18 protein-coding genes are annotated in these 23,257 nt (G+C 65.8%); 8 read left to right on the forward strand and 10 right to left on the reverse strand.

All coding sequences use genetic code 11. The features are described from left to right. The first annotated feature begins 65 nt into the window (after positions 1–65). From BSY18_RS15175 to BSY18_RS15185, 4 genes are all read left to right on the forward strand, one after another. Positions 66–338, forward strand: coding sequence for a metal-sensitive transcriptional regulator (locus BSY18_RS15175; RefSeq protein ID WP_054134861.1), 273 nt, complete (start codon positions 66–68; stop codon positions 336–338). Then, complete coding sequence (locus BSY18_RS15180; protein ID WP_069051066.1) at positions 335–1,081, forward strand: MauE/DoxX family redox-associated membrane protein; 747 nt, start codon at positions 335–337, stop codon at positions 1,079–1,081. Before BSY18_RS15175 ends, BSY18_RS15180 begins: the two co-directional genes overlap by 4 nt. 121 nt (positions 1,082–1,202) lie before the next feature. Then, positions 1,203–1,355 carry a hypothetical protein gene (locus BSY18_RS21290; protein WP_162892460.1) on the forward strand — a complete coding sequence of 51 codons (153 nt, stop codon included), beginning with the start codon at positions 1,203–1,205 and terminating at the stop codon, positions 1,353–1,355. A 207-nt stretch (positions 1,356–1,562) separates the two neighbouring features. Then, on the forward strand, positions 1,563–2,090 hold the full coding sequence (locus BSY18_RS15185; protein ID WP_069051948.1) for a PepSY domain-containing protein: 528 nt from the start codon (positions 1,563–1,565) through the stop codon (positions 2,088–2,090). 45 nt (positions 2,091–2,135) lie between these two features. Here the strand turns inward: BSY18_RS15185 and BSY18_RS15190 are convergent, their stop codons facing one another. The 8 genes from BSY18_RS15190 to BSY18_RS15225 all read right to left on the reverse strand — a co-directional run bounded on the left by BSY18_RS15190 (position 2,136) and on the right by BSY18_RS15225 (position 14,498). After that, positions 2,136–5,330, reverse strand: coding sequence for a WD40/YVTN/BNR-like repeat-containing protein (locus BSY18_RS15190; protein ID WP_069051067.1), 3,195 nt, complete (start codon positions 5,328–5,330; stop codon positions 2,136–2,138). A gap of 139 nt (positions 5,331–5,469) precedes the next feature. Then, positions 5,470–7,947, reverse strand: coding sequence for a DNA ligase D (gene ligD, locus BSY18_RS15195; protein WP_069051068.1), 2,478 nt, complete (start codon positions 7,945–7,947; stop codon positions 5,470–5,472). A 1-nt stretch (position 7,948) separates the two neighbouring features. Continuing rightward, entirely contained in the window at positions 7,949–8,818 is an 870-nt protein-coding gene (gene ku, locus BSY18_RS15200; RefSeq protein WP_069051069.1) for a non-homologous end joining protein Ku, read from the reverse strand. A gap of 88 nt (positions 8,819–8,906) precedes the next feature. Continuing rightward, entirely contained in the window at positions 8,907–9,608 is a 702-nt protein-coding gene (locus tag BSY18_RS15205) for a VIT1/CCC1 transporter family protein (protein WP_069051070.1), read from the reverse strand. 82 nt (positions 9,609–9,690) lie between these two features. After that, entirely contained in the window at positions 9,691–11,055 is a 1,365-nt protein-coding gene (locus BSY18_RS15210) for an efflux transporter outer membrane subunit (RefSeq protein ID WP_069051949.1), read from the reverse strand. Positions 11,056–11,060: 5 nt separating this feature from the next. Next, the gene (locus tag BSY18_RS15215) at positions 11,061–12,182 is read right to left on the reverse strand and encodes an HlyD family secretion protein (RefSeq protein ID WP_069051071.1); all 1,122 of its coding nucleotides are present in this window, start codon (positions 12,180–12,182) and stop codon (positions 11,061–11,063) included. Continuing rightward, positions 12,179–13,867, reverse strand: coding sequence for an MFS transporter (locus tag BSY18_RS15220; RefSeq protein WP_236823383.1), 1,689 nt, complete (start codon positions 13,865–13,867; stop codon positions 12,179–12,181). The genes BSY18_RS15215 and BSY18_RS15220 overlap by 4 nt, the downstream gene beginning before the upstream one ends. After that, positions 13,860–14,498 carry a TetR/AcrR family transcriptional regulator gene (locus BSY18_RS15225; protein WP_083231485.1) on the reverse strand — a complete coding sequence of 213 codons (639 nt, stop codon included), beginning with the start codon at positions 14,496–14,498 and terminating at the stop codon, positions 13,860–13,862. The genes BSY18_RS15220 and BSY18_RS15225 overlap by 8 nt, the downstream gene beginning before the upstream one ends. Before the next feature lie 239 nt (positions 14,499–14,737). On the opposite strand from BSY18_RS15225, the gene BSY18_RS15230 reads away from it, so the two are divergent. After that, positions 14,738–17,056 carry a glycosyltransferase family 4 protein gene (locus BSY18_RS15230; RefSeq protein ID WP_069051074.1) on the forward strand — a complete coding sequence of 773 codons (2,319 nt, stop codon included), beginning with the start codon at positions 14,738–14,740 and terminating at the stop codon, positions 17,054–17,056. Then, on the forward strand, positions 17,010–18,320 hold the full coding sequence (locus tag BSY18_RS15235; protein WP_439469121.1) for a glycoside hydrolase family 130 protein: 1,311 nt from the start codon (positions 17,010–17,012) through the stop codon (positions 18,318–18,320). Before BSY18_RS15230 ends, BSY18_RS15235 begins: the two co-directional genes overlap by 47 nt. Positions 18,321–18,333: 13 nt before the next feature. On the opposite strand, the gene BSY18_RS15240 is transcribed toward BSY18_RS15235, so the two are convergent. Continuing rightward, entirely contained in the window at positions 18,334–19,197 is an 864-nt protein-coding gene (locus tag BSY18_RS15240) for a LytTR family DNA-binding domain-containing protein (protein WP_083231487.1), read from the reverse strand. Between the two features lie 107 nt (positions 19,198–19,304). On the opposite strand from BSY18_RS15240, the gene BSY18_RS20710 reads away from it, so the two are divergent. Together BSY18_RS20710 and BSY18_RS15250 are read left to right on the forward strand one after the other, a co-directional pair. Next, a complete protein-coding gene (locus tag BSY18_RS20710) occupies positions 19,305–19,772 on the forward strand; it encodes a DUF2141 domain-containing protein (RefSeq protein ID WP_171900248.1) in 468 nt (155 codons plus the stop codon). After that, entirely contained in the window at positions 19,769–21,223 is a 1,455-nt protein-coding gene (locus tag BSY18_RS15250) for a carotenoid oxygenase family protein (RefSeq protein WP_216094705.1), read from the forward strand. Before BSY18_RS20710 ends, BSY18_RS15250 begins: the two co-directional genes overlap by 4 nt. A 17-nt stretch (positions 21,224–21,240) precedes the next feature. Here BSY18_RS15250 and BSY18_RS15255 read toward each other — a convergent pair whose 3' ends face one another. Further along, positions 21,241–23,160 (reverse strand): beta-galactosidase, encoded by a 1,920-nt coding sequence (locus BSY18_RS15255; RefSeq protein WP_069051077.1) that lies wholly within the window; start codon positions 23,158–23,160, stop codon positions 21,241–21,243. Between the last annotated feature and the right edge of the window lie 97 nt (positions 23,161–23,257).

Raw genomic sequence — 23,257 nt, forward strand, 5'->3', positions numbered from 1 at the left:
CTATCCTTTCGGTGGCAAATACTATACCCCCCTATGGTATTCAAGCCAAAATCGGAGTCTAGACGATGGCAAAGGACAGAACGGCAATCCTCAACCGCCTGAAACGGATCGAGGGCCAGGTGCGCGGGATTTCACAGATGGTGGCGGAGGACCGCTATTGCATCGACATCCTCAACCAGATGCAGGCGGTCAAGGCCGCGCTGTCGAAAGCGGAGAGCGAAATCCTCAAGGATCACGCCGCCTGCTGCGTCTCGGAGGCGATCGCTTCGGGCGATGCCGCCGAACAGCGGATCAAGTTCAACGAGTTGATCGACCTGTTCGAGAAGGTCAAGAAATGACCAGCACCAAGACCGCCGTGCTGTATCGCATGGTGATGGACAAGCACATCTGCCCCTATGGCATCAAGAGCCGGTATCTGCTCCAGAGCCAGGGCTTCACGGTCGAGGACCATTGGCTCAGGACCCGCGAGGAGACCGACGCGTTCAAGGCGCTGCACGGCGTCAAGACTACGCCACAGACCTTCATCGACGGCGTGCGGATCGGCGGCAACGACGATCTGCGGCGGCATCTGGGCAAGCCGGTCAAGGACCCCGATGCCATATCCTATGTGCCCGTCATGGCGCTGTTCGCAATGGCCGCGCTGATGGCGGGTGCGATCAGCTGGCTGACGATGGGCACGATACTGTCGCCGATGATCCTCGAGACCTTCATCGCAGTGGCCATGTGCCTGCTTGCGGTGCCCAAGCTGCAGGACCTCGATTCCTTTGCCACCATGTTCCTGGGCTATGACCTGCTCGCGCGCAGATGGCTGCCTTATGCCTATCTCTATCCGTTTGCCGAGGCGCTGGCGGGTGTGCTGATGCTGGCGCGCGCGCTGGACTGGGTGTCGATCCCGACCGCCCTGTTCATCGGGAGCGTGGGTGCGGTATCGGTTTTCTACGCGGTCTATGTGCAGAAGCGCGATATCAAGTGCGCCTGTGTGGGAGGCTCCTCGCGGGTGCCTTTGGGGTTCGTCTCGCTGACCGAGAATGTGATGATGGTGGCGATGGCGCTGTGGATGCTGCTGGGCGACCGGATGTGAGAGCGCATGCGGACTGCGCCACGAAAAGGCGATTGGCATGACGCGGCAGAGCAGATAGTCTGCGTCACAGCCCAAGGCAAAACCCCAGCGGCGCGCATGTCGCGCCCAAGGAGAGCGGACCGTGTTCAAGATTGCAAAGATTGCTGCCGTCAGCCTGATCGTGTCATCCAGCGCGGCGTTCGCTGCGGCCCCCGGCCCGGTCGGGCAGCTGCTGGCCGCCGGATGCTGCGCGATTGGCGCGTGCTGCGGCCTGGGCTTGGGTTGCTGCGCCTGATCGCGGGTGCCTCGCTTTAACCAAAAGAACCGCATCAGCCCCGAGCAACGGGCCGTCTTCCCCCTCCGGCGGTCAACTTCCTTCGCCTGACGGCATTGCAGCAAGCGGAGTCTTGTCGCTGCTGCTGAACCGCCCCTCCAGGATCGCGCATTGCCGGACCGGGGACACACGCCCGATCGTTCCCGCTTTGCCATGGAGAAGAAGTCGATGGGCCGCACACTGCGTCTGGTACATTACTGGCTCACCGCGTTCACGCTGGTCACCGTGGCGATGGTCGCGATCACCGGCGTGCTGCTGTCACTCAAGAAGGATTTCGATGTCCTGCAGCCGCCGTCCGCCGAAGCGAGCGCGCCCGGCCTGCCTGCAACTCCGCTCGATCGGCTGCTTGCAGCCGTCGCCACCCAGCCCGGCAGGGGTAAGGTCGGCTGGCGGGATGTCGATCGCATCGATGTCCGCCCGCGCGATGGCCTCGCCAAGCTGATCCTCAACGACCGCACCGAATATCAGGTCGATCTGCACACGCTCGAGGTGCTCCAGACCGGCTATCGCACCTCAGACTTCCTCGAGACGCTGCACGATTTCAGCTTTCTGGGCGACTGGGGTAAGTATGTGCTGTCGCTGCCCACCGGCATCGCGCTGCTCGTTCTGTGGGGCACGGGGGCGTACATGTTCATCAAGCCGCTGCTGGTGAAGCGCCGCAAGCGCCGCGCCCGGGCGCTTGCGGCTTCGACCTGACCGGACACCAGCCGCGCGGGCAGAACGCCACCCGCCCGCCCTGTCTCACTCGGCTTGCGCAGCAGGCGGCGGGACCTCCTGCTGGCGGCGGACGATTTGCGCCAGCCCGGCGGCCCCGAGCGCGGCATTGAGCGTCGGCAGGGTACCCCCGATCAGCCGATCGAGCGCCGCCAGCTGCGCATCGAGCTGGCCTGACAGGGTCGCGAACACCGCCAGGCTCTGGTCGGTCGGCCGCGCCTCGGCGCTTTCTGCCACCCCGATCAGCCCGGCGAGCTTGTCGTTGAGCATGATCGGATAGTTGAGCGGATCCTGCCGCGAGCGGTTGCGCACCTGATAGAGCTGCGCCTCGATCGCCCCCAATTGGGTGTCGAAGTCTGAGAGCTGGCCGCGCAGTGCTGCATCAGCTGCGGGATCGGTCGCGGCTGCAGCGGTCTGCTCCTTGATGCCGCGGATCAGCAGCACCGCCGCATTGGCCTCACTCACCCGCTGGCTCACCCTGCTGGAAAAGTCGAACCGGGCCTGGAGATCGGCCTGCGTCACCCCGACAAGCCGCGGGTCCGAGCGGATCTCGAACGGCTGGGTGAAGACCTCTCCATCCACCGTCAGCCGCGCCTGATACTGGCCGGGCACCGCCGTGATGCCGCGGTTGCGGCTGGTCCACAGGATCATCCCGGGGAAATCGGTAAAGCCGGGATGGCGCATCTTCCAAACGAATCGGTTGAGGCCGGGTTTCATCGTCGTGGTCGGGGCCGGGCGGGGCTTGAACGGATCGTCATCCTCGTCTTCGTCCTTGTCGTCCTTCTTCTTGGGGTCGACAGGGTTGCCGGCAAAGCTCTGGATCAGTGCGCCATCGGCTCCCAGGATATCGAGCGCCAGCTGCTTGGGCCGCGCGGGCAGGAAATAGTCGATCGCGACGCCCTCGTCGACATCGCGCACGGCAGGCGCGGGCGCGAACAGGCGCTCGCTGCGCGGCGCACCGTTCTCGAGCTGGCGCAGCACGCCGATATTGTCGAGCACCCAGAACGAGCGGCCGTGGGTGGCGATCACCAGATCGTTGTCGGTCACTGCCAGATCCGAGACTTGCACCGCAGGCAGGTTGCGCTGCAGCTTGCTCCAGCGCTTGCCCGAATCGAACGACACCCACACGCCGCGTTCGGTGCCGAGATACAGCAGGCCGGGGCGCTTGGGGTCTTCGCGGATGCTGCGCGCCATCTCGTCGGCGGGAATGCCAGCCGTGATCGACGTCCAGCTGCGGCCGTAATCGGTGGTCTTCATCACATAGGGCGCGAAATCGCCCATCAGGTGGCGGTGGCCGGTGAGGTATGCCGTGCCATCGGCGTGCGGCGAATCCTCGATCGTGGTGATCTTGAGGTTCGCGGGCAGCCGCCGGGGCGTCACGTTAACCCAGTCGGTGCCGCCATTACGGGTGAGGTGGACCAGACCATCGTCCGAGCCCGCCCAGATCAGCCCGCGCTCGCGCCGCGAAGGGGCCAGCGCGAACACCGTCGCATAGGTTTCCACCCCGGTCTGGTCGAGTGTGATCGGTCCGCCCGATGCGCCCAGTGTCTTGGGATCGGCGCGGGTCAGGTCGGGGCTGATTCGCTCCCAGCTCTGCCCTTCGTTGCGGGTGCGCCAGACATGCTGCGAGGTCACATACAGGCTCTGCGGATCGTGCGGATCGAAGACAATCGGGAACGTCCACTGGAAGCGTTCGGCGACATCGCTTGCCGAATAGCCCATCGGGTTATCAGGCAGCACGTTGATCGCGCGGCTCTGTCCGGTCCTGCGGTCATAGCGATCGAGCGTGCCGCCATAGCTTCCCGCATAGAAAATCTCGGGGTTGGCGGGATCGTTGGTGACATAGCCGCTTTCGCCGCCGCCTGCGGCAAAGCCGTACTGCCCGCCACCCAGCGCATTGACGTGCTTCCAGTCGCGCGAAGGCACGCAGATCGTCGAATTGTCCTGCTGGCCGCCGCAGACGAAATACGGGAAATGCTTGCTGATCGAGACGCGATACATCTGCGCGGTCGGATAGGCCTGTTTGGTCCAGCTCTCTCCGCCATTGACGCTGACATTGGCGCCGCCGTCATTGGCCTCGATCATCCGCTGGTTGTTGGCAGGATCGATCCAAAGGTCGTGATTGTCCGAATGCGGGGTCTTGATCTTGGTCAGCGTCTTGCCCGCATCGTCCGAGCGGAAGAACTCGACGTTGAGCGCATAGACCCGGTCCTTGACAACCGGATCGGCAACGAGGCGGGAGTAATAGAACGACCGCTGGCGCAGATCGCCGCTGTCGTTGGCGCGCCGCCAGCTGGCACCGGCATCGTCCGAGACGTAAAGCCCGCCTTCGCTGGCATGCTCGATCATCGCATAGACGCGGCTCGCATCGACCGGCGAGACGCTGACCCCGATCTTGCCGATCAAACCGGTCTGCGGCATCCCGGGCATCCGCGTCAGTTCGCTCCAGGTCTCGCCGCCGTCGCTGCTGCGGAACAGCCCGCTGCCCTCCCCGCCCGAGCTCATCCCCCAGGGCTTGCGCCAGGCTTCCCATAACGCCGCATAGATCGTGCGCGGGTTTTTCGGATCGATCGAGATATCGACCGCGCCGGTCTTTGCATCGCGGAACAGCACCTTGCGCCACGCTTTGCCGCCATCAGTCGTCTTGAAGACGCCGCGTTCGGCATTGGGTTCGCCATAATGGCCGAAGCCTGCGACATAGGCGGTGTCGCAATCCTTGGGATCGATCCGCACCCGGGCAAAATTCTGCACGTCGGCCAGACCGATCTTGGTCCAGGTCTTGGCGGCATCGGTCGATTTCCACACGCCGCTGCCGGGCAGGATGTTGCCGCGCAGCTGGGTCTCGCCGGTGGTGAGGTAGACGATATCGGGGTTGGCCTCGCACACCGCGACACCGCCCACCGCTGCGGTATCGAGCTTGCCGTCGGTCATCGGCTTCCAGCTGACACCGCTGTCGGTGGTCTTCCAAAGCCCGCCGCCTACGGCGGTAAAATAATATTCGTTCGGACGCGCCGCGCTGCCGGTGGCGGAGATCGAGCGGCCGCCACGATCGGGGCCGATGTTGCGCCAGGTGAGCGAGGTGAAATAGGCCTGCTCGTCGTCGGGCAGCGGGGTTTCCTCGGCCTCCTCGGCCACCTTCAGCTCGTTGGCGTCCTGCGCCAGCACGGCGCTGCCGGTAAACAGCCAGCAGGCAAGCCCGATAAACCCTGGCACACGCTTCATTTGCTTCCCCATTTTTTTCGACAAAGCGGTCTGCTGCGCGCGCAACGGACAGGCCCGGTGGTGTTCTCGTGGCGTGACCATCGCGGTCATTCCGGGAAAAATCAAGGCAAGTCACAGCCTTGGCACGCCGAATGCGCGATCAGTATTCGGGCAGGGCCTGCGCTGCAAATCCCCAGCCCTGAAGGTCGGACCTGGCCGCCCGCTCGAGCAGCAAGCTGCTGTCGTCGATCGTGTACTGGCTCGCGCTCTTCGCTTCTGCCAGCGCTTCCCAGCCGATCGGCACCGCCACCGGCGCATGCGGGCGGGCGCGGGCCGAATAGGGCATCACGGCTGTGCTGCCCCGCTGGTTGCGCAGCCAGTCGATGAAGATCCTGCCCTTGCGCTTGGCCTTGCTCATGGTTGCAACAAAGCGGTCGGGCTCGGCCATGCTGAGCGCTTCGGCAAAGTGGCGCGCAAAGGCCTTGTGCGCATCCCAGCTGTGCCCGGGATCGAGCGGCACCACGACATGCACGCCCTTGCCGCCGGTGAGCATCGCAAAGCTGACCAGGCCTATGTCGGCAAGATGCCCGCGAATATCGAGCGCGGCCTTTCTGACATCGGCAAAATCGAGACCCTCGTCGGGATCGAGATCGAACACCATCCGGTCGGGATGCTCGACCGCCGCAATCTGGCTGCCCCAGCCGTGGAACTCGATCGTCCCCATCTGCACACAGGCCAGCAGCCCGGCGGCATCCTCGACATACAGATAGTCTTCGTGCCCGCCGTCCTTCTCGCGAATGCTGATATGGTGGACATGCTCGCCGAACGAGCCCGAATCATGCTTCTGGAAGAAGCACGCCTTGGCGCGCCCCTGCGGACAGCGCACCAGGCTGATCGGGCGGCGCGCAGCATGCATCACCATGACCGGAGCGACCGCGGCATAATAATCCGCAAGGTCGCCCTTGGTCTTCTTCGCTTCGGGGAAGATGACGCGATCGCGGCTGGTGATCGTGACCACATCATGGTCGGCTGGCGCGGGCCGTGCGACCTCCGGGGTCACATCGCGCGCTGCCTTGTCGCCGCGCAGGCCCAGAAAGCTCGCATGGCGGACCACGCCGCCCGCGGTGAATTCCGCAAACGCGATCTCGGCGACAAGCTCGGGCTTCAGCCAGTGCGCATGGCGGGCGGCGGCACCCTCTACGGGCAACGGCGCGGTCTTGCGGGCGAGTTTCGCGAAGCTCCGCGCAAGCTCGTCCATGCTATCGGCGCTGAACCCCGTACCGACGTTGCCCTTGTAGACCAGTGCATCGCCCTCGTGCTGCGCGAGCAGCAGCGAGGCGAACGGCCGCCCCTTCGCCCTGGAGGGGTTCCAGCCGACGATGACGAACTCCTGGCGGCGGGTGCACTTCACCTTGACCCAGTTGGTCGACCTTTTGCCGGCATAGCCCGATTCGGCGCGCTTGGAGATGATCCCCTCCTGCCCCGCACTGCACATTGCGGCGTACAGCCTCTCTCCGGCACCAATGACATGATCGGCCACCGCGATCGGCGGGGCGGCATCATGCAGCAGCGCTTCGAGCCGTTCCTTGCGCTCGAGATTGCCCAGCGTGGTCAACGACTTGCCGTCCTGCTCGATCAGGTCGAAGGCGAAGAACTGCAATTCGGTCTTTGCGTCCTGCGCGCCCTTGCCGCGTTTGAGAACGGCCTGCAGCGCAGAGAAATCGGGGTTGCCGTTGGCGTCGAACGCGACGATCTCGCCATCGATCAGGCAGGGCGGCAGATCGAGCGCGGCGATGTGGGCGACCAGCGGCGCAAACTTGTCGGTCCAGTCCAGTCCGTTGCGCGTGTAGATGCGCACGTCGCTGCCCGCTGCGGCGACGGCGGCGCGATAGCCGTCATACTTGATCTCGTGGATCCAGTCGTGCCCGGCAGGGACGGCATCGACCAATGTCGCCAGCTGCAGGGCACGGAACTTGGGCGGCGTGCCCTTGGACCGGCGTTTGGATGCGGGTTTGGCCGTGCTGGCAGGCTTTGCGCCCAAGTCTGGTTTCAGGCCTTCTTCCCCCGCAGCGATCTGCGCCATCGTCCGGTCGCTGAGAACGCTGGTGAGCGCGCGGCCAACCAGATCATCCGTGCCACCGGCCCATCTGTCGGCGATCTTGCGCAGCAGCCAGTTCTCGCGCTTTTCGCCGGGGCGCGGCTTCATTCGCACCAGCAGCCATTCGCCCTTCATCCGCTGGCCGTCGAGCGTGAAGTGGAGATGCCCCTCCTCGATGTCGTGCGCGCTTTTTCCGGCGATCGGTGCCCAGCTGCCGGTGTCCCACAGCATCACCGTGCCGCCGCCATAGGCACCCTGGGGGATCACGCCTTCGAAATCGGCGTACGACATCGGATGGTCCTCGGTGCGCACCGCCAGCCTTTTGTCTTCAGGATTGGCGCTGGGCCCCTTGGTGACCGCCCAGCTCTTGAGCACGCCGTCGATCTCGAGCCGCAGATCGAAGTGCAGCCGCGTGGCATCATGCTTCTGCACGATGAAGCGGTTGCCTGCGGCCTTCGACACCTTGCCGGCGGGCTCAGGCGTCCGCTTGAAATCGCGCTTGGCGTTATAGTCGGCAAGCAGATCGGCAGCCTTAGCCATGTCAGGCCCGCTTGCGCGTCGGCGCCTTCTTCGCCGGGGTCTTGGCGGTGGCTGCGGCCTTTTTGGGGGCAGGCTTCTTCTTGCCGTCGACCGAGGCCTTGAGCGCTGCCATCAGATCGATGACATTCGATCCCTTTGCGCCGACATCGGGCTCCTCGACATCCTCGAGCACCCGCTTACCCTTGGCCTTGGCCTTTTTGGCGATCACCCGCTTGAGCGCATCGACATAGTGGTTTTCATAATCGCTGGCATCGAACTCCCCGGACTTGTTGCCGATCAGCGTTTCGGCCAGATCGAGCAGGTCGCTGTCGGGCTTGGTCGAACCGACCTCGCGGAAATAGTCCGCTGCTTTGTTCACTTCATCGGCATAGCGCAGCACTTCGAGGATCAGGCCGCGGCCGCAGGGGCGCAGCGCAACCAATTGTTCCTGGCCGCGCAGCGACAGCTGGCCCAGCCCAACCTTCTTGGTCCGCTTCAGCGCCTCGCGCAGCACGATATACGCCTCTTCGGCAAGCTCGTCGGCGGGCACCACATAATAGGGCTTGGTGTAATACAGCACGTCGATGGCATTGCTGTCGACGAATTGGACGAGCTCGAGCGTCCGCTTGCTCTCGAGCTTCACCGCCGCGATCTCCTCGTCGTCGAGCAGCACGTAATTGCCCTTGGACAGCTCGAAACCCTTGACGATGTCGTCGTGATCGATCGCCCCGATGCCGGGAACGACCTTCTCGTATTTGACCGGCTTGCCACTGGGCTCGTGGATCTGGCGGAAGCTGACAGCGGCCCCGGATTTGGTGGCCGAATAGATCTCGACGGGGATGGACACCAGCGCGAGGCGGATATGTCCCTTCCAATAGGCACGTGCAGCCATGGTGACCTCGCAATGACGTAAAACGCACATATGCGCGAGTGTGCTACAGGTTCCGTCCGGGCAGATGACAGGCCCGGGGCCGAAGCGATCAGACCGCCGCGCCCACCACTCTGCCGATGCCTGCAGTCAGTGCCATGGCGATCGCGCCCCAGATGGTCACCCGCGCACTCGCGCGCCACAGCGATGCGCCGCCAGCCCCGGCCCCGATCGCGCCGAGCGCCGCGAGAAACAGCAGCGAGGCGACCGCGACCGCCAGCGTCACGCTGGCTTGCGGCGCGATCATCGCGGCGGCCAGCGGCAGCGCAGCACCCACCGAGAAGGTCGCAGCCGATGTCAACGCGGCCTGCTCCGGGCGAGCGGTGGTGAAGGCGGAGATACCCAGCTCGTCACGGGCATGCGCGCCGAGCGCATCGTGCGCCATCAGCTGGCGGGCGACGATCCCTGCGGTTTCGGCATCGAGCCCGCGGCCCATATAGATGCCCGCAAGCTCCTCGATCTCGGCATCGACGTCGCTTGCCAGCTCGCCGCGTTCGCGTTCGATATCGGCGGTCTCGGTATCCTGCTGCGAGCTGACCGACACGTATTCGCCCGCCGCCATCGACATCGCGCCCGCCACCAGCCCGGCAGCGCCCGCGATCAGCACATCGGAGGAGGCGGCAGACGCCGCCGCCACCCCGATGATCAGGCTGGCGGTCGAGACGATGCCGTCATTGGCGCCCATCACCGCGGCGCGCAGCCAGCCGATGCGCGAGACCAGATGGCGTTCGGAATGATCGTGCAGTCTGCTCATGGTCGGTGCCCTTCCGGCGCGGCGCTGGTCTCGGCGCCTGCCTGGCAGGCGCTATAGATCATCGCAGAGCGAGATGCTGCCGTTATTCCGGCGCCCCCCCGACCGCCTGGTACAGGCCGACCAGGCTCGAAAGCTCGTCGGCCCGTGTCTGGATCAGCGAAAGCTCCACGCTGAGCAGCGCCCGCTGCGCATCGACCTGCTCGATATAGGTCGTATAGCCTGCACGATAGCGGTTCGAAGCATGCCGCAGCGCGTCGGCCACCGCTGCGCGCTGCGCCTGCAATGCGGTTTCCTGGTCGCCCAGATTGGCAAGCACCGCCATGCGGTCCTCTACCTCGCGAAAGGCATTGAGCACGGTCGAAAGATACGCCCAGGCCGCCTGATCGCGCTGCGCCGTCGCGCCCTCGAGCTGCGCGGTCAGCCGGCCACCCTGGAAGATGGGAGCCAGGATGCTGCCGCCCAGCGACCAGATTCCGATCGGGTCTGCCAGCAGGTCCGACACCGCCAGCCCCGCGCTCGCACCAAGGTTGATCGAGGGCATGAACTGCGCCCGCGCCGCGCGCATCTGGGCATCGCCCGCCGCAATGCGAAATTCGGCAGCAGCCACATCGGGTCGGCGGCGGAGCAGTTCGGATGGGAGCGTCGACGGGGGCGCGGGCATGCGCAGCTGGTAGAGCGTGCCGCCGCGCGAAATGGCCCCGGGCAGTTCGCCGGTGAGCACCGAGAGCATGTTCTCCTGGCGCGCGATCTGGGCCTTCAGCTGCGGCACAAGCTGGACGGTCGCCTGATATTCCGCCTCGGCCTGGCGCAGTTCGAGCTGCGAGGTATAGCCGACCTCGGCGCGGTCGCGGGCGAACTTGAGCGCCTGCTGGCGAGCCTCGACGGTCTCGTCGAGCACCACCAGCCGGGCATCGAGCGCCAGCAGGGTGATATAGCCGGTGGCGGTCGCCGCTGCGACCGACAGCCGCGCCGCCTCCTCATTGGCCTCGCTCGCCGCGACATTGGCCTCGGCGGCATCGACACGCGCGGCGTTCTTGCCGAACAGGTCGATCTCGTAGCTCGCGCGAAACACCGGTTGCGCGACGATCTGGTCCAGCCCCTGGCCGAAGGGCGAGACCTCCCGCCGCACCGCGCCATCCACCCCGACCCCGAGCGTGGGCAGCAGGAACGCGCGCGAGCCGCGTTCGGTGGCGCGCGCTTCCTCGACCCGCGCCGCAGCGATCCTGACATCGGGATTGGCGAGGCGTGCCTTTTCGACCAGCGCCGACAGCTGCGGATCGCCAAAACCCTGCCACCATTGCGCTTCGACCGGCGCCGTCACGCCGAGCTGGGTGCGCCACTGGGCAGGCGCGCTCACCGATGCCGCCATCGGAGCATCCTGCAGCGCAGGTGCACAGGCGCCAAGCAGCAACAGGCCGGAGACGGCCGCGAGAAGCACTGGACGCATCGCCGTCACTCCCCGGTGTGCACGGTTGCGATGACCGACATGCCCGGGCCCAGCCGCCTGGCGGGCTTCTGGCCGGGATCGAGCACGATCCGCACCGCGATCCGCTGCGGAACCTTGACGAAATTGCCCGCGCCGGTGTCGGGCTTGACGATGCTGAACTCGCTGCTTGCGGCGGGCGAGACGCTCTGCACGCGCCCGGTCAGCCGGGTGCCGCCCAGCGCATCGACCTCGAGCGTCGCGCGCTGGCCGACCGCCATCTTCTCGGTCTGGGCTTCCTTGAAATTGGCGACCACCCAAAGTTCGTCGGGGACGATGTACATCAATTGCGTCCCGGCGCTGACCAGCTGGCCTTCGCGCGCGGTGATCTCGCTCAGCCTGCCCGAGCGGGGTGCGCGGATTTCGGTGCGCGACAGTTCGAACGCCGCCAGATCGCGCGATGCCTGCGCGCCTGCCACCTGTGCCTCGAGCGCGCCGCGCCCGACGCTGACCGAGCGGATGTTCTCTGCCGCGATCGCCCGCTGCGCTTCGGCCTGGCGGACGCCGGCCTGCGCCTGGCGCAACGCGGCGAGCGCCTGGTCCCGCTCGCGCAGCGAGACCGAACCTTCATCGACCAGCTCGGCGATGCGTTTCATATCCGCCTGCGCCTTCAGATAGCCCGCCTGTGCGCTGGCGACCGAGGCATCCTGCAGCCTGAGCTGCGCCTGGGCGGACCGGAGGCTCTGCTCGCTGTTGGCCAAAGTCGCCTGTTGCGCGGCAATGTTGGCCGCGCCCTGCTGGACCTTCTCGCGATAGGGTGTGGCATCGATGCGCGCCAGCAGCTGGCCCTTTTCGACCCTCTGGAAATCGGCGACCCCGACTTCGACCAGATAGCCTGCGACCTGCGGGCTGACGATGGTCGTGCGCCCGCGCACATAGGCGTTGTTGGTGGTCTCGTCCCCCCCGGCAAAGGGCGGCAGGCCCCAGGCAAAGAGCGCCGCCAGCACACCCAGAACGATCAGAACCAGCGCCACGCCGACGCGCTGACGCGACACCTGCGGCGACCAGCCCTTTTCGGGCTGCGCCAGGGGGGCTTCGGTTTCAGTTGCCTTGGGCGCCGTGTCCTGCGGCGGAAGAGTGGAGGCTGTCATGGGTTCGTCCTTGCGCGCATGGCCTCGATAAAGGCCAGTTCCTTGGCGAGCGGATTGCGCCCGCGAATCCTGTTGATCACCCAGGGCACGAGCAGCGCGACGAAGGTGATCGCCGAAAGCGTGCCGATGAGAAAGAAGACGTCGTTGAAGGCGAGCACTGCCGCCTCGCGCCCGATCTGCTGCGATATGCTGGCAGCCGTGGTCTGCTGCACCAGCGCCGGGTCCTGCTGCAGCGGCGCGGTGCGCTGCGCGACATTGGAGACCGCCTGCGAAAGCTGCGCGTTGCCCAGCGCCAGCGTCGTCCCGGCATCGATCAGATGCGTCTTCAGCCGGATCGTGTGAAACGCAGAGAGCAACGCGATACCGGCCAGGCCGCCGACCGATTGCGACAGCGAGAAGATGGCGATGAAGCTGATGATGTAGTTCTGCCCTGCGGCAAGCGCCCTGAGCATGCCCTGCATCAGCACCGGCCCCATCGCGAACACCGCTGCAAAGGCGATCGCGGCTTGCGACAGATACAAGTCCTGCGGGCGGGTCATCACGCCCGCACGGGTATCGGCAAAGGCGGCGACACAGATCACCAGCACGGCAAACAGCACCGGCCGTGCGAGGTCCTTGGGATCGAGCCGGATGACCGAGAGCACCACGCCGGCGACCGTCGTGCCGGTGAGCACCCAGAAATAGCCGGTCAGCTGCTCGTTGCCATAGCCCAGCGCCACGAACATCCCGCTGGCGCCGAAACCCTGTTCGGCGACCAGAATGCGCACCGTCGCACCGATTGCCGCAATTCCCAGGATCGCCCGGCTGGACAGCCAGCTCAGATCGAGCATGGGGCTCTTGCGGTTGGCCTCGATCAGCAGGCAGCCGCCCAGGCCGATGATCGCCAGCGCGGCGGCATAGCCCAGCCAGGGAGCGTCCCACCACTGGATCCGCCCCTGGATCAGGAACGCGCACAGCGATGCCACGCCCAGCACGAACAGCGCGATGCTGGGGATGTCGAGCTTCTCGAAGGTCAGCTTGCGCACCCCGGGCGGGAGGCGCAGCAGATAAACCAGCCCCAGCCCGAGCAGCGATAGCGCAAACTGGAACTGGAAGACGCGGTCGATATCGCCATCCACCAGCAGCGCGGGCGACAGCGCGCGGGTGAGCGGAAAGGCGATCTGGGTGAGGCCAAGCGACAGCACCAGCCCCACCGTGCGCAGCGCGGGCGGAAGGCCCTGCATCAGATAATAGATGGTCAGCGCAGACAGGCCGCTGGCGGCGATCCCGGCGACGGCGCGTGCGCCAAGCTCGGCATGATAGCCCGGCCCGATCAGCTGCACCAGATTGGCGGTCACCAGCCCCGCCATCGCCCAGCGCACGAACAGCTGGATGCCGAATTCCTGCCGCACCCGGAAGAGCAGCATGCTCATCGAGGCATAGGTCGCGTAGAACGCCACCGTCATCCAGCCGGCTTCGACCGGGGTGAGCGCAAACTCGGCCTGCAGCGCGGACGTGTTGGCGAGCTGAAATCCGTTCTGCGCCCCGCCCACCAGGCCGATGAAGATTCCAATGGCGAGATACGCCGCCCGCCGCCTCGCAGGGTGGTCGGGGTTGGCGGGCGACCCCGGCAGAATAGGCATCTCGTGCGGTTTGAACGCATAGCCATCTGCAGCGTCGACCAGAGGGCGCGGGGTCTCAGCCACAGCGCAGCGCCGCATCGATCAGCGTGGTCTCGAGCGCCCCGGCAAAGGCGTGCTCGTCGCCGACACCTGTCACCAGCGTTGCCAGCCGCTCCCGCCGGGCGACGGCGCTGGCAGCCGAATAGATGAAATTGGCGACCCGGAACTGGAGATAGGCCTGCTCACCGGGACACTCGGCCACTGTCGCTTGCGCCAGATCGTAAAAGCGCTGGTGCAAGGGCCCCGAAAGCTCGCGCAGCAGCCACTCGGCACGGACCGTGTCGGTGGTGGTGTCGCGCAGGATAAGACGCGGAACTTCGGGATGCGCCAGCAGATGCGCCACATAGGCCGCCATCGCGTTCTTCAGATCGGCGCGCGGATCGGCGGCGCCTGCCTTGTCCCTGGCCGCCGCTGCACCCAGAGCATCGTGCAGATCGGACGCGGCGCTTGCGACAATCGCCTTCCACAGCCCCAGCTTGCTGCCGAAATGATAGGAGACCAACGCGACATCAACCCCTGCATCGGCGGCGATCTCGCGCAGCGGTGTCGCCTCATAGCCCTGCCTGGCAAAGCGCAGCATGGCGGACGTCTCCAGCGCCTTGCGGCCCTGGCGAGCATCATCCCTGGGTCTGCCGGCGCCTTGTCTGCGTGCCATGAGCGAATCCTGCGTGCGGTGCGAGCGAGGTCGTCGCGCCTATTTCAACACCCGTTGAATACGTCGCCAGCCCCTCGAGGTTCCCGCACAGGCCCGAAAATTATAACATGGGTTAATCTTGAGGCGCGATTTGGTTGCGAGGCCGTGCAATCGGTCGAAAATCGAACGTTATCCGCATCGGCAAGGGCAACGTTTTGTGCAGCGCAGCGTAACCATCCTGACATCTCAGGAGGCGCAGCATGTTTTTTGCCCATGGGTCCAAGGGCGAGGACCAGCACAGTTCGACAATCGTCTCGTTTCCCCGCCGCCAGCCCCAGCGCTGCGTCACGATCATCAGCACCTATCCGCCCCGCAAATGCGGGCTTGCAACCTTTGCGGCCGATGTCGTCGAGCAGATCGGCGCGCATTTCGATAACGTGAAGTTCAACATCTGGGCGATGACCAATGGCGATGCCGCCATCCCCGAGGGCGTGAACGCGATCTGCAGCAGTGATGTCGAAAGCCATCGCGACGCGGCAGCCGCAATCAACGCCACCACCACCGATGCCGTCTGGGTGCAGCACGAGTTCGGCATCTATGGCGGGCCCGACGGCGAAATGATCATCGATCTGGTCGACCGGATCGCAGCCCCGCTCATCATCACCTTCCACACCGTGCTCGAGGACCCGTCGGACAACCAGCGGCGGATCATCGACCATCTTGTCAGCAGGGCATCGAGGATCATGGTGATGAGCCCCCTGTCGCGCGACCGGCTGACCGAGCGGCATCATGCGCCGCACGAGATCATCGACGTGATCGAGCACGGCGCACCCGACCGTCCGTTCGGCAGGGAACAGCAGTTCAAGGCCGAACGCGGGCTGGGCGATCGCCCGGTGCTCACCACCTTCGGCCTGCTCGGCCGCGGCAAGGGGCTTGAAGCCGTAATCGAGGCGCTGCCTGCCATCCTGCGCAGCAACCCCGACATCTGCTATCGCATCGTCGGAGCGACGCATCCCAATCTGGTCGCCAGTGAGGGCGAGCGCTATCGCGAAGAGCTGATGCAGCGCGCCGAACAGCTGGGCGTGGCGCACGCCATCGAATGGGAAAACAGGTTTCTGAGCACCGACGAGCTGCTCGATCAGCTCGAGGCCTGCGACATCTACCTTACGCCCTATCCAAACCTCCAGCAATCGACGAGCGGTACGCTGAGCTACGCCGTTGCACTCGGGAAGGCGGTTGTGTCGACGCCGTACATCCACGCCCGCGAGCTGCTCGCCGGTGGGGTGGGCGTGCTGATCGAGCCGCAATCGGTATCGGGAATCGCCGACGCTGTCTGCTCGCTTCTCGCCGACCCCGGCACGCTGGCGGCGCAGAAGCTGCGCGCCTATGATCGCGGCAGGCAGACCATCTGGCCGCGCTTTGCAGAAGCGGTCGAGCAGATGATCGAGCAGACCGTCGCGCGCCCGCTTTCCAAGACCGCGCTGGTGCAGCCAAGCTTCGACGGTGTCCGCCGGATGAGCGATTCAACCGGAATGTTCCAGCACGCGCTCGGGATGATCCCCGATCGCAGGCACGGCTATTGCCTTGATGACAATGTCCGGGCGCTGATGCTCCTCAACGTCACTACCGCGATCGGCACCAGCGAGCAGACCGATCGCTCGACGGTCTGTGCGTCGTTCATCCAGCATGCCTGGAACCCCGACAAGGGTCTCTTCCGCAATTTCATGGGATTTGATCGAAGCTGGCTCGAGGATTTCGGATCGGAAGATTCGAACGGCCGGACCGTCTGGTCGCTGGCGCACACCGCGGTGAACAACCCCAACAGGGATATCCGCGAATGGGCAACCCGTCTGTATGACGAGGTTCTGGATCATTGCGCCACCCTGGACAGCCCCCGGACGCTGGCGTTTATTACCCTGGGCGCTTCGGCCATGCTCCAGGTCCGGCCCGCGCATGGCCCGTCGTTGCGCGCAGCCGAACGCGGCGCCGGGATCCTCGCGCATCTTGCGGGGCAGTCCCGCCGTCCCGACTGGACCTGGTTCGAAGCGATGCTCGCTTATGACAACCCGCGCATGCCCCAGGCGCTGATCGCGGCAGGAATGGCGCTTGGCCGCAACGACTGGCTTGAGATCGGGCTCGATACGCTGCGCTGGATCTGCGAACGGCAGATCGCCGCTGCCGGTCATTTCCGTCCCATCGGATCGGAGGGGTTCGGCCAGGATTATGGCCATATGCCGTTCGACCAGCAGCCGCTCGAGGCGCAGGCCGCGCTGGATGCGTGCGCTGCGGCATTTGCGGCAGACGGTGGGCCGCATTGGCGCCGCTACGGGCTGGCCGCGTGGAACTGGTTCTTCGGTGCCAACGACAGGGGCGAGGTTCTGGCAGATCCGGTCAGCGGACTGTGCAGGGATGGCCTGAACCCGCGGGGCGCCAATCTGAACTGCGGCGCTGAAAGCATATTGGCGTTTCAACTCGGTTATCATTCCATGCTAGCGCTCGTGCCAGATGAAGGCCAGCATTCGGGAGACGCGGTTGAAAAGCTCAAGAAACAGGTATCGCGGGCCCTTGCATATCCATGACCTGAGACTGAGCGCCGACCCGTCGCGGGTCGTGCTGCGCCCGTTCCATCTGACCTGGCAAGCCCAGCAGGCCGAAGACAACCGTGCATTGAAGCTGGTTGAGAACATCACCGCGCTCGGCGAAGACGAGGTCACCGCGGAGTACGGAAAGGTGCTTGCCGATTTCAAGGATCGGCACTGGCAGACCGAAGCGATGTTCGCCGAGCGGTGGCAGGAGGTGCAGGCAGCTCTGGGCCTTGGCCAGACCGACTTCTCGCCTGCGCGGCAGAAGCTGATCGGGGCATATTTCTGTCACGAATATGCCTATGCAGCGGCCGCGCTGATGAACCCTTCGATCGTCCCGCATCCCGATCAGAGCGGGTGCGAAAGCGGTGCGGTGCGGTTCATCATGTCGCTGCGTGCAGTGGGTGAAGGCCATATCAGTTCGATCGCCTTCCGCGAGGGCATCGCATCGGCGAGCGGCGGCATCGATCTGTGGCCGCAGAGCTCGTGGGCGACCTCGGTCGAGCTGGACAATGCCAGCCTGACCGACGGCGACAGCGCCGTGACCGTGCATCGCCATGCGGACAGCAGCCTTTCCAACACCGTGATCTTTCCCGTGACCGAGCAGCAACGCAACGGGCTGGAAGACCTGAGGCTCGTGCGCTTTCGTCACGACGACGGCAGCTTTGAGTGGATCGGAACCTATACCGCGTATTCGGGCGCGACCATCCGGTCGGAGCTGCTTCGCACCACCGACTTCAAGCAGTTCGTGCTCGAGCCCATCGAAGGCAAGGCCGGCAGAAACAAGGGCATGGCGCTGTTCCCCGAGAAGATCGGGGGGCAATATGCGATGATCGGACGGCAGGACGGCAAGAACCTGTTCCTGCTCCAGAGCCCGCGGGTGGATTGCTGGGAAGACGAAGGCCGCCTGATCATGGAGCCTGAATTCCCCTGGGAATTCATCCAGATCGGCAACTGCGGGAGCCCGATCCGCACGCCGCATGGCTGGCTGCTGTTGACCCATGGCGTGGGCGCGATGCGCAAATACGCGCTTGGCTGCGCGCTGCTCGATCTCGACGATCCCTCGAAGGTTATCGCGCGCACCACCCAGCCGCTGCTTACCGCCGAGAATGCGGACCGGTCGGGCTATGTGCCCAACGTGATCTATACCTGCGGCGCGATGCTGCTGGAGGACCAGCTGGTCATTCCCTATGGCATTTCGGACAGCTCGGTGGGGTTCGCCAACATATCGCTGGACGACCTGCTCAAGACCATGCGGTGATGCGCAGGGCGTGTCAGGAGCCTTGCGAGAACCAGCCGCTGCCCTTCAGCCGCTGCTGCATCGCCCGGCTGACCGGCACCTGCAGCCCCGAGCACAGATCGAGCATCATGCGGCCTGCGCGCTGACCGCCTGAGGTCACCGCGGCGCGTGCGACCCACCAGCTGCGGTGGACCCGCGCCCCAGGCGCATCCTCCAGCAAGGCGCAGGCATCGGTCATCCGCATCAGCACCAGATTGCTTCCCGCATCGGTATGGACGCGCAGATAATGGTCTTCGGCCTCGATCGCCAGCAGCCTGGCGCTGCGCAGATTGACCGGCAGCTTTTCGGCCAGCAATGGCGGGATCGCCGGAGCAGTTTCGGGCTGGGCGCTCTGGATCGGGACCGGCTGTGCGGCATCCGGGAGCGCCATGGCGGGTTGAAGTGCGGGCGCCCTGGGCTGGATATCGGCATTGGCGAGATAGTTGATCGCGGTCAGCACCAGCGTGATCAGCAGCACCGCCAGCCAGAACTGGAGCACCAGCATCGGCGTGATCATCTCCACGCCGAAGAACAGCGCGCTCACCACGATCACGATGAAGCTGTGCGGGAGCGACACCAGCAGCGCCACCAGCGCGATCTCCAGCCAGCGTCGCGATTCCAGGCCGCCCCAGCTGCGCACCAGCGCCGACACCCCCATCCCCAGGAACGATCCCGGCATGATCACCGCGGCCCAATAGGCAAGGCGAAGGCCCAGCGGCGCCTCGCCCGTGCCCAATGCGCCGAGATAGGCCAGAACCGCCGCAGCCGCCGCCGCGATTCCAAGCCCGCGAAACGCCTGCGTCTGCAGGGAAAATGCATTTGGCGAAGCGCGAACTGCAGAGGCTTCGTTCTCACGCATCAAGGCTCGCAACTCACGTATCCAGGGAAGACCGACGGGTGATAGCCGGGGCAGGAGGAAACGGTCAATGGCGGCACCGCCGTCATCACCCTCAGGAGACCCGACCCATGAAGACCTTTTTCGCGATCGCAGCGCTTGCGGCAGCCGGCATGGCCAGCGCGCAGGCGCCGCAGCCACAGGCCCCGCAGATGGCCGCCGCCAACCCCAGCGCCAGCGCCAGCCTCACCATCCGGTTCGAACAGATCACCGCTCCGACCGGCCGGATCCTGATGAGTGTCTATGACAGCGAGACAGCGCACGACAAGGGCGGCAAGCCCGCACGGGTGGGCATGGTCGAGGTCGACGGTGCCACCGCCACGCTGACGCTCACCGGTCTTGCGCCGGGCCGCTATGCGATCAAGGTGTTCCACGATGTCGATGGCGATGGCCAGATGAAGATGAACCCCTTCGGCATGCCGCTCGAACCCTTTGCCTTTTCCAATGGAGCAAGGCCCGAAGGCGGGCCAGCGCTGTGGAAAGCGGCGAGCTTTGACGTGCCGACAGGGGCCAGCGAAACCCGGATCAGCTTCCAGTGACCGCCGCCAGCCTGAACCGCCGGGATCTTCTGCTGCGCGGAGGCCTTGCCACCGCCGGCGCCATGCTGCCCGGCTGGGCCGGCACCGCGATGGCGGCGACGCAAGCCCCGGCGCTGCCCGACTGGACGCTGGGCGTGGGCGACATCCTGTCGGACATCGCGCCGCAGCCGCTGGTGCGCGTCTCGGGCCGCGCACCGGCGCTCAAGGGCACGCTCTACCGCAATGGCCCCGCGCGCTTCCGGCGCGGCGCGAGCGCGGTCGGACACTGGTTCGATGGCGACGGGCTGGTGCGCGCCTGGCGGGTGAACGGCGACCAGGCGAGCCTTGCAGCGCGGTTCGTCGACACCCCCAAGCGCCGCCTCGAAGAGCAGCTCGACCGCATCGTCCAGCCCGGCTTCGGCACGCCGGCAGGGCCGGGCGCGAGTGTCGGCAGTCCGGACGATACCAACCCGGCCAACACCCATGTGATCGCCGCAGGTGGCCGCCTGCTGGCGCTGTGGGAGGCAGGGTCCGCCACCGCGCTCGACCCGGAAACGCTGGCGACGCAGGGCATGGTGACCTTTCGCGACGATCTCGCCAGGATGCCGTTCCTCGCGCATCCGCGGATCGAACCTTCGGGGCAGATCTGGAACATCGGGTCGGGCGGCGACAGCGCCTATGTCTGGAGGCTCTCGGCCGATGGCAGTTTCGAGGCGGGTCAGGCCATCGCGCTGCCAATGGCAAGCTATATGCACGACTTCACCGCCACCGCCCGGCACCTCGTCATCCTGTGCCAGCCCTGGGTATCGGACCAGGCCCGCCTGCCGTTCTCGCAGAGCATGAGCTGGCGCCCCGAGCGCGGATCGCGGGTGCTGGTTCTGGACAAGGACGACCTCTCGCGCCGCCGCGAATACGAGCTGCCGCCATTGTTCTTCTTCCATCTGGGCGATGCCTGGGAGGAGGCCGACGGCACCATCCGCTTCGATGGCTGTTTCCACGCCGACCCGACCTTCGCGTTGCTGGGCGCGCCGGGGCTGGTCGAGGGGCGGCACGAATATTCAGAGAGGCCCGAGCTCACCCTTGTGACGCTGCACCCCGATGGCCGCGCCGACATGAAGGCTGCAGGGATTTCCGCCGAGTTCCTGCGCAGCGCGCCGGAGACTGCTGGCCTTCTGCGCCACCAGACCATCCATGTCGGAGGCTATCGCACCGACCGCCCCTTCGCGCGCAGCATCGGCATCTGGGACTGGCGGTCCGGCCGCGACGACAGCTTCGATTTCGGTGCCCGCCAGCTGGTGGAGGAGTTCGTCCCCGCAGGCCGCCACCTGATCGGCACCACGCTCAACCTCGACGCATGCGCGACCGAGCTGCACGTGTTCGACGCCCGCAAGGTTGCCGACGGCCCGGTGGTCACCTGGCGCAGCACCGTCCCGCTGCCGCTGAGCTTCCACGGCAGCTGGGTTTCGGGCTGAGGCAAGCAGGGGCCGCCTCAGAGCGTCAGCACGGCAATCCCGGCGGGAGGAATCAGGCTTTCGCCCAGCACCAGCCGGCCGCCGATGCCATCGGGGATCGCGACCGGGGTTGGGGCATAATTGAACGCAAAGACATGGCTGGCCGTGCGGCGCAGGCGCAGACCCTCGGGCAGCGCCACGGTGTCGACGCCCGCCTCGCGCGCTGCAGCCTGCAGAACGGGCGCGAGAATGTCCGGCTCGGGCCAGGCGGCAAGATAGCGTCGGTTGCCCGATCGCCAGCAGGCGACGGTTCCGTCATCGGCGACGAGCTCTGCTGCCGCATCGGTTTCCAGATGCTCGATCCAGCGGCGCACCGCCCAACCCTGGCCCGGATGCACCAGCCCCGGTCTCAGGCTCTCCACCCGCACGACTTTGGCCGGGAAGATCGCGCCGGGCGGCAGGCCATCGGGTATCGCGAAGTCGGCCGTGCCGCTTCCCGATCGCGGGCCGATCACGACAGGGCCTTCAAAGGCGGCGAGGTGCGCCAAAAGTTCGTCGGGCACCACCGGCAGGCAGGGCACCACGCACATCGCATAGCCTTCGAGCGGCGCATTGGCCGGGAGGATGTCGACATTCAGACCCAGCTGCCGCAGCGCGCAATAGGCATCGAACGCCGCCCACAACGCGGACAGCCCCGCACCCTGCGGCTGGATCGTTGTGATCCAGTCCGAATCATAGGAGAAGATCAGCGCGACGCTCTTGGCCGCAGCGGACATCGGACCGATCGCGGCGATGTCGCGCGCGGCCTGGGCCGCTTCGGCATAGGCGGGCGCGGGGACATCGTCAGGGCGCAAAAGACCAGCGTGCAGCTGTTCCTGGGCAAAGGGTGCCTGGCGCCAGCGGAAATAGCTGACCAGCTCGGCGCCATGGGCCAGCGCCTCGAGCGTCCACAGCCGCACCATGCCATCCAGCGGCGCCGGGTTGTGCCGCGCCCAGTTGACCGGTCCGGGCTGCTGCTCCAGCACCCACCAGCGGCCACCGCGCGTGCATCCCCGGTACAGATCGTGATGGAAGGCGGCGATATCGGGGTGGCCCTGCCGCGCATAACGCAGTCTGTCTTCCTCGCTGAACCGGAAGCTTTCGAGAAAGCCCAGCGGATAGCTGTCCCAGCCCACGGCATCGAGCGACTGCGCGACATCGTGATGATCGAACTCGGTGAAGAACCCCATGAAGTTGTGGGTGATGTCGCGCCCGGGGGACAATTCGCGCAGGATGTCCACCTGGATCTGGTTGAAGCGGACGACCTCGTCCGAGGCGAAGCGGCGGAAGGCGAGCCAATGCGCCGGGTTCGCTTCGGTGACGGTCAGGTTGGGCAGGTCGATTTCGTCGAAACTGCGATATTCCTGGCTCCAGAACACATTGCCCCAGGCGCGGTTGAGCGCTGCGACATCGCCATAACGTTCGGCCAGCCAGACACGGAACGCCGCCAAGGCAGCGGGTGAAAAGCTCTGCACCGTGTCGTGGCAGCCATATTCATTGTCGGTCTGCCACGCGACCACCGCCGGATGGTGACCATAGCGTTCGGCCACGGCGCGGGTGATGCGCGCGGACTGCTTGCGATATCCGATGTGGCTGAAGCAGTAATGACGCCGCGACCCGAAGCGCCGCGGACGACCGTCGCGGTCGACCGCGATCATGTCGGGCATGGAATCGACCAGCCATTTGGGAGGCGTGGCCGTGGGCGTTCCCAGGATGACGCCAAGCCCTGCGGCATGCAGCGTTTCGATTGCCCGGTCGAGCCAGGCCCAATCGAACCGGCCGGGCTCGGGTTCGATCCGGCTCCAGGCAAACTCGCCGATGCGCACCCGGGTCAGCCCGATCTCGCGCATCCGCCGGGCATCGTTAGCCCATTGCGATTCGGGCCAGTGCTCGGGATAGTAGCAGACGCCAAGCTTCATCAGCTGCGGCTTCGGGGATGGGCTATCGGAGATCATGGCTGCGCGGTTGCTCTCTTGTGGGGCCGGGGATTGCGAACAGACGATATGGCGATTTGGC

The sequence above is a fragment of the Blastomonas sp. RAC04 genome (genome assembly GCF_001713435.1).
Classification (GTDB): domain Bacteria; phylum Pseudomonadota; class Alphaproteobacteria; order Sphingomonadales; family Sphingomonadaceae; genus Blastomonas; species Blastomonas fulva.

Coding starts and splice junctions, on each gene's coding strand:
- BSY18_RS15175 (WP_054134861.1), top strand. CDS start 66: ATGGCAAAGGACAGAACGGCAATCCTCAACCGCCTGAAACGGATCGAG.
- BSY18_RS15180 (WP_069051066.1), top strand. CDS start 335: ATGACCAGCACCAAGACCGCCGTGCTGTATCGCATGGTGATGGACAAG.
- BSY18_RS15185 (WP_069051948.1), top strand. CDS start 1,563: ATGGGCCGCACACTGCGTCTGGTACATTACTGGCTCACCGCGTTCACG.
- BSY18_RS15190 (WP_069051067.1), bottom strand. CDS start 5,330: ATGAAGCGTGTGCCAGGGTTTATCGGGCTTGCCTGCTGGCTGTTTACC.
- ligD (WP_069051068.1), bottom strand. CDS start 7,947: ATGGCTAAGGCTGCCGATCTGCTTGCCGACTATAACGCCAAGCGCGAT.
- ku (WP_069051069.1), bottom strand. CDS start 8,818: ATGGCTGCACGTGCCTATTGGAAGGGACATATCCGCCTCGCGCTGGTG.
- BSY18_RS15205 (WP_069051070.1), bottom strand. CDS start 9,608: ATGAGCAGACTGCACGATCATTCCGAACGCCATCTGGTCTCGCGCATC.
- BSY18_RS15210 (WP_069051949.1), bottom strand. CDS start 11,055: ATGCGTCCAGTGCTTCTCGCGGCCGTCTCCGGCCTGTTGCTGCTTGGC.
- BSY18_RS15215 (WP_069051071.1), bottom strand. CDS start 12,182: ATGACAGCCTCCACTCTTCCGCCGCAGGACACGGCGCCCAAGGCAACT.
- BSY18_RS15225 (WP_083231485.1), bottom strand. CDS start 14,498: ATGGCACGCAGACAAGGCGCCGGCAGACCCAGGGATGATGCTCGCCAG.
- BSY18_RS15230 (WP_069051074.1), top strand. CDS start 14,738: ATGTTTTTTGCCCATGGGTCCAAGGGCGAGGACCAGCACAGTTCGACA.
- BSY18_RS15240 (WP_083231487.1), bottom strand. CDS start 19,197: ATGCGTGAGAACGAAGCCTCTGCAGTTCGCGCTTCGCCAAATGCATTT.
- BSY18_RS20710 (WP_171900248.1), top strand. CDS start 19,305: ATGAAGACCTTTTTCGCGATCGCAGCGCTTGCGGCAGCCGGCATGGCC.
- BSY18_RS15255 (WP_069051077.1), bottom strand. CDS start 23,160: ATGAAGCTTGGCGTCTGCTACTATCCCGAGCACTGGCCCGAATCGCAA.